The organism is Methylophaga sp. F-2, assembly GCF_056859315.1.
Genome location: NZ_JBSXOF010000018.1, coordinates 50,294 through 66,879, shown reverse-complemented (window position 1 = coordinate 66,879; position 16,586 = coordinate 50,294). Strand labels below are relative to the sequence as shown.

Here is a 16,586-nt window from a genome sequence, read left to right as displayed (position 1 = left end):
AAATTTTGCTAAGGGAATATGGTGCTCATCACATATTTCTCATGAATCTGTGTTTTAACCGATAACTTAAGGTGTATAGTCAAATCCTGGACCTACCCGCATGACAACAAGTGCGGGTAATTTGATGTGATGTAGCATTTAGCGATACGGACACTGCGAATGGCAGAACACAGACAACACCCCCGTCGGTTTAAACTGACGATACGCATCACCGTGGTGATGACCTTTATCATTGCTACCGTGCTCACAGCCTCTGCGGCTTTGCTTTTACAATATTTTTTCATGCAGCAGATGGCCACGGAAAATGCCACAGAACGGTTCAATAATCTGGCAGATAAGACCAGCCAATTACTCAACACGATTGACAGCCAGGCAGTCGAAACCACACGAATTCTTGCCAGTTATCCTGGCTTGGTGAATGGCAATAACGTTACTAAGGATGCCAGAGGCATTTTTTCCTCCCTGATGCTGAATCGCGATATGTTGTATGCGATTTATGTTGGTTTACCGAATGGTGATTTTTATGAAGTCATTAACCTGAACAGTGGTGATGATGTTCGTAAGCAGCTCAATGCAGATCCTGAAGATCGTTGGGTGGTGGTGACAATACGTGGTGACGAAGCTCAGCGTAGCCGAACGTTTGAATATTATTCCAGCGACTTTCAGCTCAGGTTTAAACGTAGCGAACCGAGTAATTATTTATCTACCATCCGACCCTGGTTCGTGAACGCCGATAAAGAAACGATAAGAAAAACAGACCCGTATTTATTCCACAATATCCAAGCACCCGGCCAGACGTATTCCAAGCAGCTTGAAAGTGGTGCAGTGATAGCGGTTGATATTGCTTTGAGTTCCATGTCTGATTATCTAAGTCAGCATGAACTCAGTGATTATGGTCAGGTATTTTTATACCGTTCAACGGGCGAGTTATTAGCTTCTAACTTGCCCAGTAATGAAGCCATTTTGATTCCAGAAACACGTACACCGCTTGATTTAACAGAAGAAGAAAAAGCGCTGATTGCTGAATCGAAACGTTTAACCGTTTCGAATGAACGAGACTGGGCCCCCATTGATTTCTCCAGCTCTGGGCAACCAAAAGGTTACAGCATTGATTATCTTTCCATCATCGCTGATATGACAGGATTAAAGTTTGACTATATCAATGGCTATTCATGGAGTGAGCTGGTTGCACAGTATGAAGCTGGTCAGATTGATATTTTGCAGTCGGTATTTGATACCGGTCAGTCACTCTATTCTGGTCGCTTTACCGATCCTTTTGTAAATTTACCTTATTCATTGGTGACAAAAAGTGGCAATGCGCCCATTACCCATATTCAACAACTAAATGGTAAAACCGTTGCTATACCTGAGGGCTGGTCAATCATTCAGGTCGTCAAACAGGCTTTCCCTGAAATAACGATTAAAAAAGTCCCATCAACCCGGGCGGTGTTTGAAGCAGTAAGTGATGGCGAAGCCTTTGCTGGCCTTGATGTAGCTGAGATTCTACATTATGTGGGAGAACGGTTTTTCTATAATGACGTGCAATACCATGATGATATTGATTTCTCGCCGACACCTTTCCCCGGTGCATTAAAAATATTGGTTTCAGATAAAAATCAGGGCTTATTAAGTATTTTTAATAAAGCCATAGCTCATGTGTCAGATGAGCAAAAAATAGCGTTAGCACATAAATGGTTTCTCAGTAAACAGCAGGGTTTATTAAGCGTACCTTACTCACCTTTATTGGATTATGCAGGCCAACAAAGCGATCAACGTCAGTTAAAACAAACCACTCTAAACGGTCAGGATTTTTATGTGTATGTCTCGCCATTTGGCAGTTATGGCGCCAGAAAAGACTACCTTGGGATCGTGATTCCAGTTAAAGCTGTATTGAGCGGTGCACAAGAAAAAGTGACATGGTCTTTATGGATGTCGATTGGTGTGCTGTTGCTGTTATTACCTGCACCCTGGTTATTTGCCTCACCGATTGTGGCACCGATTAAAAAGTTAGCAGAAGAAAATCAGAAAATCCGTGAACGCCAATTCGATAAACTGGATATTCCAGATAGCTTTATTCGTGAAATCGATGAGCTGGGGCATTCTATGGAAGATATGTTGGCAGCCATTCGTCAGCATGAAGCAAATCAGGATCGGTTGATGGATTCCTTTATTCAGTTAATTGCTCAAGCCATCGATGACAAGTCACATTACACGGCCAGCCATTGTGAACGTGTTCCTGAATTAGCTTTCATGTTGGCAGAGCAGGCTGAAACCTCTCTGGCACCAGCTTTCCGTGAATTTCGTTTCCACTCTAAGGAAGAATGGCGTGAATTCAAAGTCGCTGCCTGGCTACATGATTGCGGCAAAATAACCACACCCGAACACATTGTTGATAAAGGCAGCAAACTCGAAACCATCTACAACCGTATTCATGAAATACGTACCCGTTTTGAAGTCTTATGGCGTGATGCTGAAATCATCTATTGGCAGAAAATGACACAATCACCTGAAAACGAAGTGCAACATCAGGCCGAGCTTGAACAAACCCATCGGCAGCTTAAGGAAGACTTTGCCTTTGTTGCCGAAATGAATGTCGGTGGTGAAGTACTGAGTGAAGACAAAAAAATACGGCTCGACTTTATTGCCCAAACCACGTGGCTTCGGCATTTCAGTAACCGACTCGGCTTATCACCTGCCGATCAGGAGCGGATATCATCAGAAGAAGAAAGTCTGCCTTGTGAAGAACAGCTATTGTCAGACAAGCCAGAACATATTATTTCCCGTAAGAGTGGGACAAGTTATGAGCCACATCTGGGCATAAAAATGACGGTCCCTGAGTATCTGTACAATCAAGGTGAGCTCTATAACCTCAAGGTCGAGCGGGGCACGCTAACCGCCGAAGATCGTTTTAAAATTAACGAACATATCATCAGCACCATTCGTATGCTCGATGCGTTACCTTTCCCCAAAGAACTAGCCCGTGTACCACGTTATGCCTCCACCCATCATGAAAAAATGGATGGCACAGGTTACCCCAGAAAACTCACAAAAGACCAACTTTCTATACCAGAACGCATCATGGTACTGGCCGATATTTTTGAAGCACTCACTGCCGCAGACAGACCGTACAAAAAAGCCAAAACAGTCAGTGAAGCCATTGATATTATGGCCAAAATGGTAGCAGACGAACATATCGATGCAGACGTATTCGCTTTATTCCTGACCACCGAAACTTACAGAGTCTATGCCGAAAAATTCCTGGCACCAGAGCAGATTGATGAAGTGGATGTGGCGCGGTATCTGAAAAAGTAGCCGCTAAATGATTGCCACAAAAAAAATAGGTCAGAGTTAAATCAAGTTCAGAAAAAATGGAAGATTTCATGAATGCAAAAAATTTGGCTCTATTTTCCAAAAAAATTAATCACGTTTTTCTTAATAAACAGATGCTTGGAAAATATAACCCCGAACTATGAAGCGACTTCTTTAATATTTATTATGAAGCCAGTGGCTTCATAAAAGACACTGTTATATGCAACCATGATTACAGATATCGAGCAAAAGCAAATTGATCAAATTCAATACGAAGAAGATCTTAAAAAGATTATTCGTATTGCAAAGGAATCAAGCAATCCAGTCTTTCTTCAACAATATGCAATCAATTACAACTGGGATGATGGCATGGCTTTACCGTACGAAATTGCAAACAATGACCATTGCGATCTCGGTACGGCGCTTACCTTGTTTTGGCTTGCAGAGGGCATGAGTTATTTTTCGGGTGAAGTAGGAAAAAATGAATACAACAAAGAATGGGCCGAGCTATGCGATATGCTCATTCAGAGACTAGCCAACAATTTTTACACAATTGGTCCTGTCAGTTTCAAGCCAAACATAAACAAGCTTACAGCCTTAAAATATCAAAAGGCCGGTGTTCCATTAGCATTGTTTCAAGAGGTTCAAGGTGAAAGCATATAACAAGTCGTGTCTGTACGCGCCTTCGGCGCCGGACAGCCTTTTGCTGCGTCGTTCCTCCTACGCAAAAGTCTGCCGCAGCACTCGGCGTTAGATGAGCATGAAAGAAAACAAGAATAAACCATTTATTCCCAAAGATAAGCCACGGTCATGGGACACTGGAGTTTTGGCTGCCTTAATTGCAGTGCTTTTGGCCGGTCCAATCATGTTTATTGGGACTTACCTTCAAATCAACTTTATCAAAAGCGTTGGTATCATAATTTTTGTTCTTTGTTGGATAGCATTTTTTCTCAGTTGGTTAATTTTTGTTTTTGGTTTATCCCAAAGTAAATACCAAAAATTAACTGAGAGGCCATGGAGTGAACAGGTTTGGTAGTCGTTACTCCTAACAAGTTACTGCAGCCGACTGCTACCGCGTCGGCTGAATGAAGCGTTATGTTTGATTTAGGAAATGTATTAAACACGTTGGCAGGCACAGCGTTAATTATCGGAATTGCATGGTTACTGCTTACTATGCATGTACTTCACTATTCTGAATTAAAGCATGGTAGGTTCAATGGATGGTTTCAGTTTTGGCCGTTCTACAAAATAATGAAAGAAAATTATCCAGACAGCAGTCGTGCTGGAAGGATACTCTTTATTTCTGGAAACCTTCTTGTATTTCCATGGTGTGTTGGGAAATTGATGGGTGTTTGTTAGTGAGTCAATCGCACGAACATAACAAGTCACTGCAGACGAACGCTAACGCGTCGGCTGAATAAAGCGTTAGGTGATTAATGAGAACAACATTAGCAACTTTCTTTTTCATGCTACCTGCAATTGCTTACGCAGAAGTTATGGATAAGGAGTTTTCCCTAATAACTGTTTTGCTTTGGGGTATTGTGAGTGCAATTCTCGTTTTTTATCGGCACGTTTAAAGCCGATTCTTTTATTAGCCCTTTTGCCGGTGATTGGCTTTTTTTTCTTTGCCCATCTGTCAGAGCTTACAGATCCATATGTTGGGCCGGCCATTGCTGCCGAATCAGGTCAGTTCTATTTTTTCATTTCCTGGGCGACTCCAATTTTGGTTTTTATAGGTGTTGTCCTAGGCTTTATTTTTAGAAATCAATAGGGTCAAAATCAATAGGGTCAGATCGTTTGATTTTACCCCTATAGATTAAATTAAAAAGTTATTTAAGCCAGGATTGCTCAAGGTTATGTGGGGTCAGGTTAAAAACTATTAAGATGAAACTTTCTAAACGAGGCTGAATAGCGAAGAGTGAGCTATTCTTACACTGACCTAAATACCTGAAGTCGAAAAAATGCGTTTGAATTGATGGCATTTATTGACTTTGTGAAAGACGGTTATCCCCTGACTATTTGATTGAAAATAACGGATATGTACTACAGAAGAAAACATGGCACGGGTTTTACCTACATTGATGAACAGAATAAAACGGTAAAAGATAAATCCATAAGAGAGTGGTTCACCAGCTTGATCATACCGCCTGCCTGGACTGATGTTGAAATATCAGAGGATAAAAAAGCCGATATCTTAGCGACTGGAAGGGATGCTAAAAATAGAAAACAATATATTTACAATCCTGATATTCAAGAAAAACATAACCAAGAAAAATTCGACCGTATCATTCGTTTTGCTGAGCAATTAGAGCATATGCGGCGTGTCACAGGCCAACATTTACGACAACGTAAGATGTCGAGAGAAAAAGTATTATCGACTATGCTACGTCTAATGGACCAAGCGTATTTTCGACCTGGTAGCCCTAGATATACTGAAGAAAACAATACGTATGGTTTAACCACGCTACGAAAAAAGCATGTAGAAATTAATGACGACGAAATTATATTTTCGTATCTGGGTAAGTCTGGTCAGGAACAGGAGCGTCATGTCGAAGATAAAAAGTTAGCCAATGCTATTAAAAACTTAGATGATATTCCCGGTTATCGTCTGTTTAAATACTATGATGAAAATAACAATAAAAAAGAAGTTGAAGCCAGTGAGCTAAACGATTTCATTCATGAGTGTATGGGCGAGGAATTTTCAGCGAAAGATTTCAGGACATGGGCAGGCACTATGATCGCTGCATTGGCTTTTGATGAGCTCGGCACAGTCAGCAAAGAAGACCAAGCATCGCTTGATAAGAATATTAAATCCGTGGTCGTCAGTGTTTCAGAGCAGCTGGGCAATACTCCAGCTGTTGCAAAAAGTGCTTATATTGATCCCAGAGTCATTGATAATTACATTGAGGGTAAAACAGCACATTATTTCTTAGATCAAGTGAAACACTTAATAAAAGACAATCAAAATTTGTCGGAAGAAGAGTTAAGTGTGTTGTGTATGCTAAGAGAGAGTTTAAAGAAAAAGTCTTAATCCATTAGAATCAACGGAGACAAGGAATCAATAGCGTTATATCGTTTTATTTTATAGAGATAGATTAAATTAATTTTAATAGTCATTTAAGCAAGGATTGCTCATGGCCAGATTACCAAGATTATTCATAAAAGATTGTTCTCAACATCTCATTCAACGCGGCAATAACCGTCAAGCTGTTTTCTTTTCTGATGAACATTACACAGCCTATTTAGTTAAGTTCAAAGATTTCTCCGAGCGGTTTGAAGTAAAAATTTATCCTATAAAAATCAAACACGCTGATCGTATTGGTTCTTAAATTTTTCCATACTAACATTGCAATTCTGAGTAGACCCCATTGCATTTTCATCAAGGTAATTAAATGCGTTTATTAAAAAATATCTGGCAGCAAGTCATGGATATTAATCCATTTAAAGGTGATGTTTTACCTTCACGTGTATATCTATTTGAGAGAGGGCGGCCATGTCTCCCTTTTCCTCATCTTTTAAACTATAAAACGCCTTTGTCACTCTTCGATGCTTTTTATACAAACGCTAAATCATCTGATTTATTTGAGCGTGATAACCGCTATTTATATGTGATGGGTATGCCGCCGGTTTTCATTACCCGTGATCCAGCCGTCATTAGAGCTATTCTACTTGCTACAGGCGATAAGCCTGGGCAATTTGATCGTGATACGACACCAATGACTGGAATTGCCCGTGTAACCGGGGTTAATTCTCTATTGTATGCAAACGGCAAAGTATGGCGAAAACAAAAACAGATGTCAGCGGGGCCTTTTGGAAAAGGCTCTCTGTTCCAACCTGAAGAGTTTCATGAGTTTGAGAAAACCTTTCGTAAAACGATAGAGAAACGATTACTCGTTTTACGTGATGCGCAGAAGATGAGTAAGAAAAACATTTCTCGTGTCGAAATTGAGCGGGAAATTCAACCTATTATGCTGGAAATGTTAGTGAATAATTTCTTTGGTGGTTCGGTTGAGTATAAGGAGTTACGCGAACGTTATGTCCCTGCGTTACTTTCGTTAATTGATTACATGATTACCAATACCGTGGCACCTAACCTGTCGGTTATTCATCAATTTATTACCGGTAAAGGAGCTGATGTAAAGCGTTGGCGGGAGGCCCTTGAGGACTTAACTGATATTGCACTTTCTGGCAGAGGTGAAAAGTCAGGACATTGGAAAAACTTCATTGATAACGTTGAAGATGAAGAAGCATTGCGGAGCAATATCAGAGTATTTTTAGCCGGGGCTTTAGAAGCGACCTCCTCGTTTGCGACTTGGACATTATCTCATTTGTCACGACAACCTGAGTTGCAAGAGCAGATATATAGCGAAGTAAAAGACATTGATGTTTACGATCCTGAAAGCTTAACCGAAGCAAAATTGCTTAATCAGTGTTTGAATGAAACCTTACGTTTAACCCCTTCACTTTATTTCTTTCCCCGGAAAGCCACAGCCGATACTTGGCTTAAATTAGATGATACAAGAAAAATAATGATTCCCAAAAATACCACCATCCGACTGGATATTTGGAATGCAAACCGCAACGAAGCTTTTTGGGGCAAGGAGATTTCTGGATATCCGGCAGACACTTTTTCACCTTTACGCTGGGATGAACTTACGCGTCGAGGCATAACGCGTAAAAATTTAACCCATTTTGGATTTGGTTTAGGAGCTCGTGTATGCCCTGGTCAATTTCTTGGTCAGTTAGAAGTGGGTCTAGTCGTCGGTGCCTTTATCAAGGTATTCAAATTTAAAGCTGTTAATAATGCACCTGGAGTGCGTGCTGGTGTTACAACCAAACCAGATGATGGGACTTTAATGGATCTCGAACTGAGATAACGCTTATAGCCCACGATGTTGGTAAATTAATATGTTTTGGGTCAGGTGCAAAACTTATAAGAGTAGCTTTACCAAACAGTGGTCGAATAGCGAAAGTAAGCTATTTCGATCTGATCAAAAATACTATTGGAAAGAACCATCCTTGTGAGTGGTGTCACAAAACTGCAATATTTGTCCTCTTATGCAGTAGAAATCATTTTTTTGATTTGATTAAATTGATCACGCTGTGCATGGATGCACACCAAAAAAACACTTCTAAACCGTCATGGAGGACAGTCAGAATGAATCAACTCCCCTTTAATTCTCAATTTGCTATTCATCGCGTTTAATCGCGATGTTATTATCAAAATCTCTACGGCATATAGCCATATGCTACTTTTTGTTATGTTTGTGGTTTTTGAGTTTTCCCGTCGTTTCTGAAACATTGCCTGAAATTGATGCTCTCAAAGAGCAACGTCAACAAGAGCAATTAGAAGCGCTACGCAAACAACAGGAATATGAGCCGGACGTCAGATTAGAAAGTGACAAGCCAATACAGGCCAATGTTATCCCGTTTGATGAAAAGCCATGTTTTGTCATTGAGCAGATTTCATTAGATGGTGATGAATCAGCTAGGTTTCATTTCGCTATTTCAGAAACGCTTCATCAACATCCTGATTTACTAGGCCAATGTCTTGGTATTAATGCTATCAACCAGATTCAGTCTGAGCTTCAAAACAGCATCATAAAGAAAGGCTTTATTACGACTCGCGTGCTGATAGAACCTCAAGATTTAAATTCTGGGGAATTAAGGTATAGCCTGATAACCGGGCGAATTAGCATTGTCGATTCTGATAATTCGGTGTCTAGGTTAACACTATGGTCAGCTTTACCGAGTGGTGAAGGTGATTTGCTCAATGTGAGAGATCTCGAGCAAGCGATGGAAAATATGAAACGTATTCCAACTGTGGATACCAATATTGATATCAAACCTGATGATACGGAAAACAGTCAACCGGGGGATAGCCAGCTTTTATTGGATTACCAACAGTCGAAGCCTTTCAGGTTGACTCTGGCATTTGATGATAGTGGTTATGAGTCGACAGGGCGTTATCAAGGTTCGGCTACTTTGTCTCTGGATAATATTTTGGGACTTAATGACCTTATTTATATGAGTAAAAACAAGGATTTTGGCGGTAAGGAGAATGTCGGCGGCAGCCATGGGGAAACGGCCCATATTTCTATTCCTGTCGGCTACTGGTTATTCTCATTTACAAATAGTGAATATGAATATGACCAGCGTGTGGCCGGACTCAACCAGACCTATGTTTATCAGGGTAAGAGTGAAAGGCAAGAGCTTGCCATGAGTCGGGTTTTATATCGCGATCAGTTTTCGAAATTAACCACTTCATTGACTGGCTATCATCGACGTTCACATAACTTTATTGATGATACCGAAATTGAGGTTCAACGCAGAAAAAGTGCTGGCTGGATTGCCGGTGTTGATTACCGTCGTTATATCGGCAAAGCAACCATAGATGCGGGTGTTTCATATCAGCGGGGAACAGGTGCATTTGATGCCATCGCTGCACCAGAGGAAGCCTTTGGTGAAGGCACTTCCAGACCAAAAATTTTTAATGCTTATTTTAATTGGTTCATGCCCGTTCAGTTCACTGACTATCAGATTCAGTTGCAGTCAGAGTGGCGGGCGCAGTGGAATAAAACACCGTTGGTTCCTCAGGACAGATTCTCGATTGGTGGGCGATATACCGTCAGGGGATTTGATGGTGAACAGTCTTTATCTGCCGAGCACGGTTGGCTTAGCCGCAATACGATTAGTTTCACTTTGCAAAACCAACAACAAATTTATACCGGAATAGATTTTGGTCATGTCAGTGGTCAATCGGCGAAGTATTTATTGGGACAGACTTTAGCTGGCGCTGTGATTGGCTTAAGAGGTCAGTGGCACGGCCTTTTTTATGATGTGTTTGCGGGGAAATCATTATCAAAACCCGATGGCTTTGAGGATGGACGGCATCTTGGATTTAATTTGACCTATCAATACTGAACGGATTCAGGAGATATGATCATGGAAGATCGTTTCAACAGAAAATATTTAAGCATTTTGATTTCGGTGGCACTCTGTGGCGCATCACTTTATCAGGACAATTTATTAGCTGCTGGCATTGCTGTTGACCCATCTGCGCCGGCTAATCAACAGGCCATCATTACGCAAACAGCGAATGGTTTGCCACAAGTGAATATTCAGACACCGAGTTCGGCTGGGGTATCCAGAAATAAATACAGCCAGTTTGATGTGGACAAAAACGGTGTGATTCTTAATAACAGTGCCAATAATGTACAGACACAATTAGCAGGATGGGTCCAAGGAAACAGTCTGCTTGCAGGTGGCACAGCCCGAATTATTCTTAATGAAGTGAATTCACAACATCCCAGTTATCTGAACGGACCAATGGAAATTGCAGGAAGCAAAGCACAGCTTGTGATTGCTAATCCTGCTGGTATCAGCTGCGATGGTTGTGGTTTTATTAATGCAGACAGAAGCACATTAACCACCGGTCGAGCTCTGATGAATAATGGCCAGTTAAGCGGTTTTCTGGTGGAAAGAGGCAATATCAGTATTGATGGGGCAGGTTTGGATGATAGCGCCACAGCCTATACGGATCTGATAGCAAGAGCCGTGTCAGTCAATGCCGATATCTGGGCAAACAATCTCACTGTCACTACAGGAAAAAACCGTGTTAGCGCCACCAACGACATCATAGCTAAACTGGATACGGATGCTGACCAACCTAGCTTTAGTGTAGATGTCAGTGATATTGGCGGCATGTATGCAGGTAAAATTCGTTTAATCGGCACGGAAGATGGCGTCGGTGTTAAACAATCTGGGGAGATAAAAGCTAAGCAGAGTTTGACGCTGACAACGGATGGTCAGTTGGTTAATACAGGAACCATTAGGGCTGAAGCAGCGAGTGCTATCGAAACGTTTGAACTTCACAATATGGATTCTGGTGAAATTGTCTCTGATGATTTACACATACTGGCTGATTCAACGATAGAAAATAAGGGATTAATTAATGTCAATCAGCTGCTGATCGATGCGGAGAGATTAAACAATCAGACTGGTGCCCGTATTTATGGTGATAACACCACCTTCAACACGACAACGCTCAATAATTATTCCGTTATTGCGGCCAGAGAAAATTTGTCGATATCGACCGAAACCGTATTCAATGATCAGAATGCTGAGATTCTCAGCCAGGGCAATATAGATATTGCTGGAGGCTATTCCGGGGATGCTTTGACATCAGCTAGGCAGGTCATTAATTCAGGCGGCCGGATCGAAGCTTCAGGTGATATATCGATATACGCTGATGAACTTCAAAATCTTAATGCCGAGATGATCACGGAATGGGTAACCGATAGTGTTGAGCGAATCATTGAAGTACAGCCTGAGGGATGGGCACATAAATATGATGTCAGTCGTTTTCCCTTAATCAACAACCATAACGTAGAAAAACAGCCTTTCACTGATGAGAACGGCAATATCATTCGCTACTTCGAAGACTATACCTATTACGACTACACAGCTAAAACACAAAGTACTCATATTGTCAGTTCTTCCCCGGCAAAAATCATGGCGGCAGGGAATATTCAGATAACAGGTGATGTGCTTAATAGCGATAGCCAAATTGTGGCAGGACAAACGCTGACTGTGACAGGTGGAAGCTTGCAAAACATAGCTACACCTGGACAAAAAAGCGTCAGTTATAGCGGTACACGCCAGTTCAGAGACTGGGATGGCAATGATGAAGAACTCGATTTTGGTGGTATAGCACCTTACAGTCCGGCAGCTAAAAACACTGAGTTTAATTTAGGCGTCAGTCTACTGGAGGATAGTCATGCTGATATCCAAAATCTGTCTAACATTCAGACTATGACGCTGCCAATCATTAATAGCGCTATGTTTAAACTAGTGGACAATCCGACTCATTTTTATATTGAAACTGATCCACAGTTTTTAGATTACAGCGATTGGTTGAGTTCTGACTATATGTTGCAACAACTCGCTTTTGATTCCACTACAGTTATGAAACGACTAGGGGATGGGTTTATTGAGCAACGATTAGTCACTGACCAAATTGCCCAGTTAACCGGGCATCTTTATATGAGTGAATACAATGACCAGCAAACACAGTTTATGGCATTGATGGATGCGGGTGTGAGTATGGCAGAAACACTTCAGTTAACGCCTGGTATTGCCCTCAGCGCTGAACAAATCGCTCAATTAACGACTGATATCGTTTGGTTAGTTAATACAGAGGTGACGTTGGATAATGGCGAGCTTATTACCGCTCTGATTCCAAAGGTATATATCAAACCCGAAAAAGATGACTTGATAGCAGAAACAGGCTTACTTGCTGGTAATGAAGTGAACTTTGAGATCGACGGGCAGACATTTAACGCTGCCAGTATCAGAGGCAAAAATACCGTTTCGATGAACAGTGAATATTATCAACAGCTTGGCGGTGATATTCAAAGTCAATCTATTGCACTAAATGCGACAGATATTTCAATAGAGGGTGGCACATTATCCGCCAATAAGTCACTTTCGCTCTCTGCTGATAACGATATAAACATAAGCAGCTCAATGTCGCATAGCGAGCAGAATCAAGCTAATAGTTACTTCAAGCGCGATAATATTAAGCGATATGCCAATCTCTATGTGTCTGATGAAACAGGTAAATTAATAGTTGATGCCCAGCGTAATGTTGCACTCAATGCAGTGAATATCAATGTGTCAGGAGAACAAAGCCAAACGCAAATATCTGCTGGACAAAATTTAACACTGGGCACGGTCAAAGAGTCTGAAACAAACCTGAGTATATTGAATGCTCGTGATTTCAATAAGATGAATGAGCAAAAAGACAGCGGCACATCCATTAAGACAAACGGTGATGTCAGCATGAAGGCTGGTAATACACTTCAATTAACAGCTGCCGATATTAACTCGCAACAAGGTCATCTCGACCTGACAGCAAGACAGATCAATATTGAAAATGGTGAAGCGACTTATCAATCAGATATTGCCACCTATACGAAACGTTCAAGCGGATTTAGCTCGCGAAAGAAAGAGCAAAGAGATATGTTCAGCCAGCAAACGTCTGTGGCATCATCAGTAACAGCCAAAAATATTTCAATTGATTCTGCTACCGATATTAATGTGAAAGGCAGCCAGATTCTGGCAGATGAGAGCATTCAATTAAATGCGACGAAAGATATTAATATCACGGCTGCAGAGCAGTCTTTTGCTGAGTCTTATTATATAAAAGAGAAAAAATCAGGACTTTCAGGTACAGGCGGTGTTGGTATCAGCATTGGCACCCGAGCAATGAATACGCAAACTGAGATCAAGCAGCTTATTCACAATAAATCGACGATAGGTGCACTTAATGGGGATATTTCAGTGGTCGCCGGAGAAGCCTTTGAACAGGAAAACAGTGATCTGATTTCAGTGAAAGGTGATATCGACGTTAAAGCAAAAGATATCAATATTACGAGCCTTTATGATAAAAGCGAGACGAAGCAGGTAACCGAATTTTCACAAAGCGGTTTGTCACTATCTTTGAAAGCGCCAGCCATTTCAGTTGCCACTCAGGCTTATCAGCATGCTCTGGGAAGTGTAGAAGAAGATAAAAAGAAAAACCGTGTTCTGAATGGTATTACAGCCTATGTCCAAGCTAAGCAACTCGCTGAGATGGGGGAAAACACGCTAAATCTCATTAATGAAGGCAAAGCAGATGAGGCGATATCTTCTTCAGGTTTAAAAATAAGCATCAGTATTGGTAAGTCAGAAAGTAAAACTCAGACAGAGACCAAATCACAAACCTCACAGGCCAGCACAATTCGGGCTGGTCAAAATGTGCGTTTAACAGCAACAGATAAAGATGTGGTTGTCACTGGTAGCGATATTTTAGCGGATGGCGATATTAGCATTAATGCTGCTAATAATATTGATATCTTAGCCAGTCAAAATACCCAACAGCAACATACCAAAATGGCATCAAGTAGTGCCAGTATAGGCCTGTCTTTCGGTATCGGTGAGAATATAGGCGTCAGTCTTGATATGGCGATGAGTAAAGGAAAAGGTAAAACAAATAGTGAGGGTGTGTTTTATCAAAATAGCCATATCACGGCAGCAAAAGACTTATCCATGACGACAGGTAATGATCTCAGTTTGATTGGCGCAGAAGCCAAAGGCGATAAAGTCTCAGTAAACGTCGGTAATAACTTAACCCTTTCTAGCCTGCAAGACAGTCATTATTTAACGGGGAAAGAGTCCAATTCTGGTGGTGGCGTTGGTATTGGTGTGGGTACAGCTACCTCGTCATTTAATCTTTATCACAACGTCCAAAAATCAAATAGCGATTACCTTAGTGTAAATCAGCAAACCGGCATTATGGCTGGACAAGAGGGTTTTGATATCAATGTAGGCAGGCATACCGAACTGAACGCTGCCCTTATTGATAGCCAGGCACAAGCGGGTAAAAACCAAATCACTACCGCCACCTTGCATACGTCGGATAAACAAAACGCAATGAGTGCCGAAGTCAGCCAACAAGGCTTTAATATTAGTTCTGATGCCTTCTCGGGAAAATATGGCTTGTTAAAAACTGCGTCTCAAAATTTAAGTAATAAAGGCGAAGCCAGTGTGGATGATGCAAGTTCAACATTAAGTGCCATCGCCCCTGCTGAGATCACAATAACCGATGCTGATGAACAATTAGCGGTGTATGGTAAAACAGCAGAAGAAACGATCTCCGATATCAATAGAAATACTCAAAATACCCATCGAAAACTCAATCTAGCAGATATAGAACTCCTCAAAGATGAGGCAGAAGCAGATCAACTTTCTAAACAATTACTCTATGAGGCCGCGACGGCGTTTACCGATGAAGCATTCAGAAAAATGTTTCTTACCAAGATCGAGTTTTATCAAGTGATGCGCGATGAAAATGGTGAAGTGATCAAAGATGAAAATAATGAAGCGATATGGAAAAAATTAACTGATGAGGAAAAGCAAAATTTAAAACCGGGTAAAGATAATAAGGTACATATTTTTAATAACGGCATGTTTAATTCAGTCGATGCGGCTAAAAAACTGGCACTACAAAATCATCAATCAGACTATTTGATTCATTTCCCATTAACCAATAATGCCTTGTCGGAGCTAATGGTTGCCGGCTACCAGAAATTTCTTGAAAGCGAAGGTTTTGGACTCACCAATGCTGTTAAAGAAAATATTAAGGTGATGGCTAAATACGGTGATAAAGGACTAATAATTGATGCACATAGTCGGGGTGGGATGACTACAGGGAATGCTTTGGAGGTAATAGACAGCAGAAATACCAACGATAGTTCAATGCTTCAATACATGGATATATATACAGTTGGTTCAGCATTTAATAATCAAAAAATGGCAGATTTATTAAATAAAAATTCTGGTCAAAATGGTAATGTTTATGCCCAAGTTCACAAGGACGATTTTGTTGGTACTTTAATCGGTGGTAACGAGGCTACTGGAGGCACTACTCCTGATGGCAGTACCAGCTTTATTGAAGGGCTGAAATCAATCTTTTTTGATGTCACGGTGCATAATAGCTACGGGGAAGGAAAGCCTAATGGTGCCAGTAAGAAATATTGGCAGGATAGTCCCGATGGGAAAGCTAAATTTATCTTAATACCAGCAAGTAATAACAAGGAAGTGTTAAATAAATGACAGAAAAACTAATAGTTATACTGATCTGCTATATGTTTGTAACTGCATGTAGCTCTGTATATCAACAACAAGATTGTGAAAAAAAAGGAAACAATGAATGCCAAAATGGAGCTGGTGGATATGTTCTTATAGAACCAAAGATTGATGAGGACTATGTCAGAAAATACAATATCCCGTCACTGGAGTTATACAAAAATCAACTAAGCATTATAAAGACCAGCAATTGGCAAAAAGATGATTTAACACGTCAAGAACGTGATGAGGCACTTTTAGAATGTGGCTCTAGTGATATATGGATGTCAAAAAACTATGCCTTAATGAAGACGTTAACTCCTGATGAATATAACGGCAAACTGTTATTAATCAAACGCTGCATGTTGAATGATGGCTTCACTTTCCTTGGTGATTTTTCACCATGTGAGAGTAATCCCATTCCAGCATGCGATTTACCCGTACCTAAACGAGAAACGGAAAGACGACTTAATAGTGAGTACTGCATAAAAAAGGCCTATGTAGATGCATGTCAGCCTCAATCCCGAGAACGAATTTTGAATACAGAAAAGTGTAAACTTTATCCAAAGCTATATTTTTGTGATATTTGACTACTGGCTTTGTTAAGG

The 16,586-nt window shown here is 40.9% G+C and carries 9 protein-coding genes; all 9 read left to right on the top strand.

Annotated elements, in window-relative coordinates:
* Window positions 1–159 precede the first annotated feature (159 nt).
* On the top strand, window positions 160–3,312 hold the full coding sequence (locus tag AC13DA_RS07385) for an HD domain-containing phosphohydrolase (protein WP_284450741.1): 3,153 nt from the start codon (window positions 160–162) through the stop codon (window positions 3,310–3,312).
* A 225-nt stretch (window positions 3,313–3,537) separates the two neighbouring features.
* Complete coding sequence (locus AC13DA_RS07380; RefSeq protein ID WP_284450742.1) at window positions 3,538–3,972, top strand: DUF4274 domain-containing protein; 435 nt, start codon at window positions 3,538–3,540, stop codon at window positions 3,970–3,972.
* Between the two features lie 97 nt (window positions 3,973–4,069).
* Window positions 4,070–4,345, top strand: a complete 276-nt coding sequence (locus AC13DA_RS07375) for a hypothetical protein (RefSeq protein ID WP_284450743.1) — start codon at window positions 4,070–4,072, stop codon at window positions 4,343–4,345.
* Window positions 4,346–5,347: 1,002 nt separating this feature from the next.
* Complete coding sequence (locus tag AC13DA_RS07370) at window positions 5,348–6,340, top strand: DNA topoisomerase IB (protein ID WP_284450744.1); 993 nt, start codon at window positions 5,348–5,350, stop codon at window positions 6,338–6,340.
* A 103-nt stretch (window positions 6,341–6,443) separates the two neighbouring features.
* A complete protein-coding gene (locus AC13DA_RS07365) occupies window positions 6,444–6,638 on the top strand; it encodes a hypothetical protein (protein ID WP_284450745.1) in 195 nt (64 codons plus the stop codon).
* 63 nt (window positions 6,639–6,701) lie between these two features.
* Complete coding sequence (locus tag AC13DA_RS07360) at window positions 6,702–8,186, top strand: cytochrome P450 (RefSeq protein WP_284450746.1); 1,485 nt, start codon at window positions 6,702–6,704, stop codon at window positions 8,184–8,186.
* 397 nt (window positions 8,187–8,583) lie between these two features.
* Window positions 8,584–10,233 (top strand): ShlB/FhaC/HecB family hemolysin secretion/activation protein, encoded by a 1,650-nt coding sequence (locus tag AC13DA_RS07355; RefSeq protein WP_284450747.1) that lies wholly within the window; start codon window positions 8,584–8,586, stop codon window positions 10,231–10,233.
* Window positions 10,234–10,254: 21 nt separating this feature from the next.
* Window positions 10,255–15,966, top strand: coding sequence for a two-partner secretion domain-containing protein (locus tag AC13DA_RS07350; protein WP_284450748.1), 5,712 nt, complete (start codon window positions 10,255–10,257; stop codon window positions 15,964–15,966).
* Window positions 15,963–16,568: a hypothetical protein gene (locus AC13DA_RS07345; protein WP_284450749.1), complete on the top strand. Its 606-nt coding sequence runs from the start codon at window positions 15,963–15,965 to the stop codon at window positions 16,566–16,568. The genes AC13DA_RS07350 and AC13DA_RS07345 overlap by 4 nt, the downstream gene beginning before the upstream one ends.
* Window positions 16,569–16,586 lie beyond the last annotated feature (18 nt).

What these genes read in the sequence shown, in the direction of transcription:
- AC13DA_RS07385 (WP_284450741.1), top strand. Translation starts at nt 160, where the DNA reads ATGGCAGAACACAGACAACACCCCCGTCGGTTTAAACTGACGATACGC.
- AC13DA_RS07380 (WP_284450742.1), top strand. Translation starts at nt 3,538, where the DNA reads ATGATTACAGATATCGAGCAAAAGCAAATTGATCAAATTCAATACGAA.
- AC13DA_RS07375 (WP_284450743.1), top strand. Translation starts at nt 4,070, where the DNA reads ATGAAAGAAAACAAGAATAAACCATTTATTCCCAAAGATAAGCCACGG.
- AC13DA_RS07370 (WP_284450744.1), top strand. Translation starts at nt 5,348, where the DNA reads ATGTACTACAGAAGAAAACATGGCACGGGTTTTACCTACATTGATGAA.
- AC13DA_RS07365 (WP_284450745.1), top strand. Translation starts at nt 6,444, where the DNA reads ATGGCCAGATTACCAAGATTATTCATAAAAGATTGTTCTCAACATCTC.
- AC13DA_RS07360 (WP_284450746.1), top strand. Translation starts at nt 6,702, where the DNA reads ATGCGTTTATTAAAAAATATCTGGCAGCAAGTCATGGATATTAATCCA.
- AC13DA_RS07350 (WP_284450748.1), top strand. Translation starts at nt 10,255, where the DNA reads ATGGAAGATCGTTTCAACAGAAAATATTTAAGCATTTTGATTTCGGTG.
- AC13DA_RS07345 (WP_284450749.1), top strand. Translation starts at nt 15,963, where the DNA reads ATGACAGAAAAACTAATAGTTATACTGATCTGCTATATGTTTGTAACT.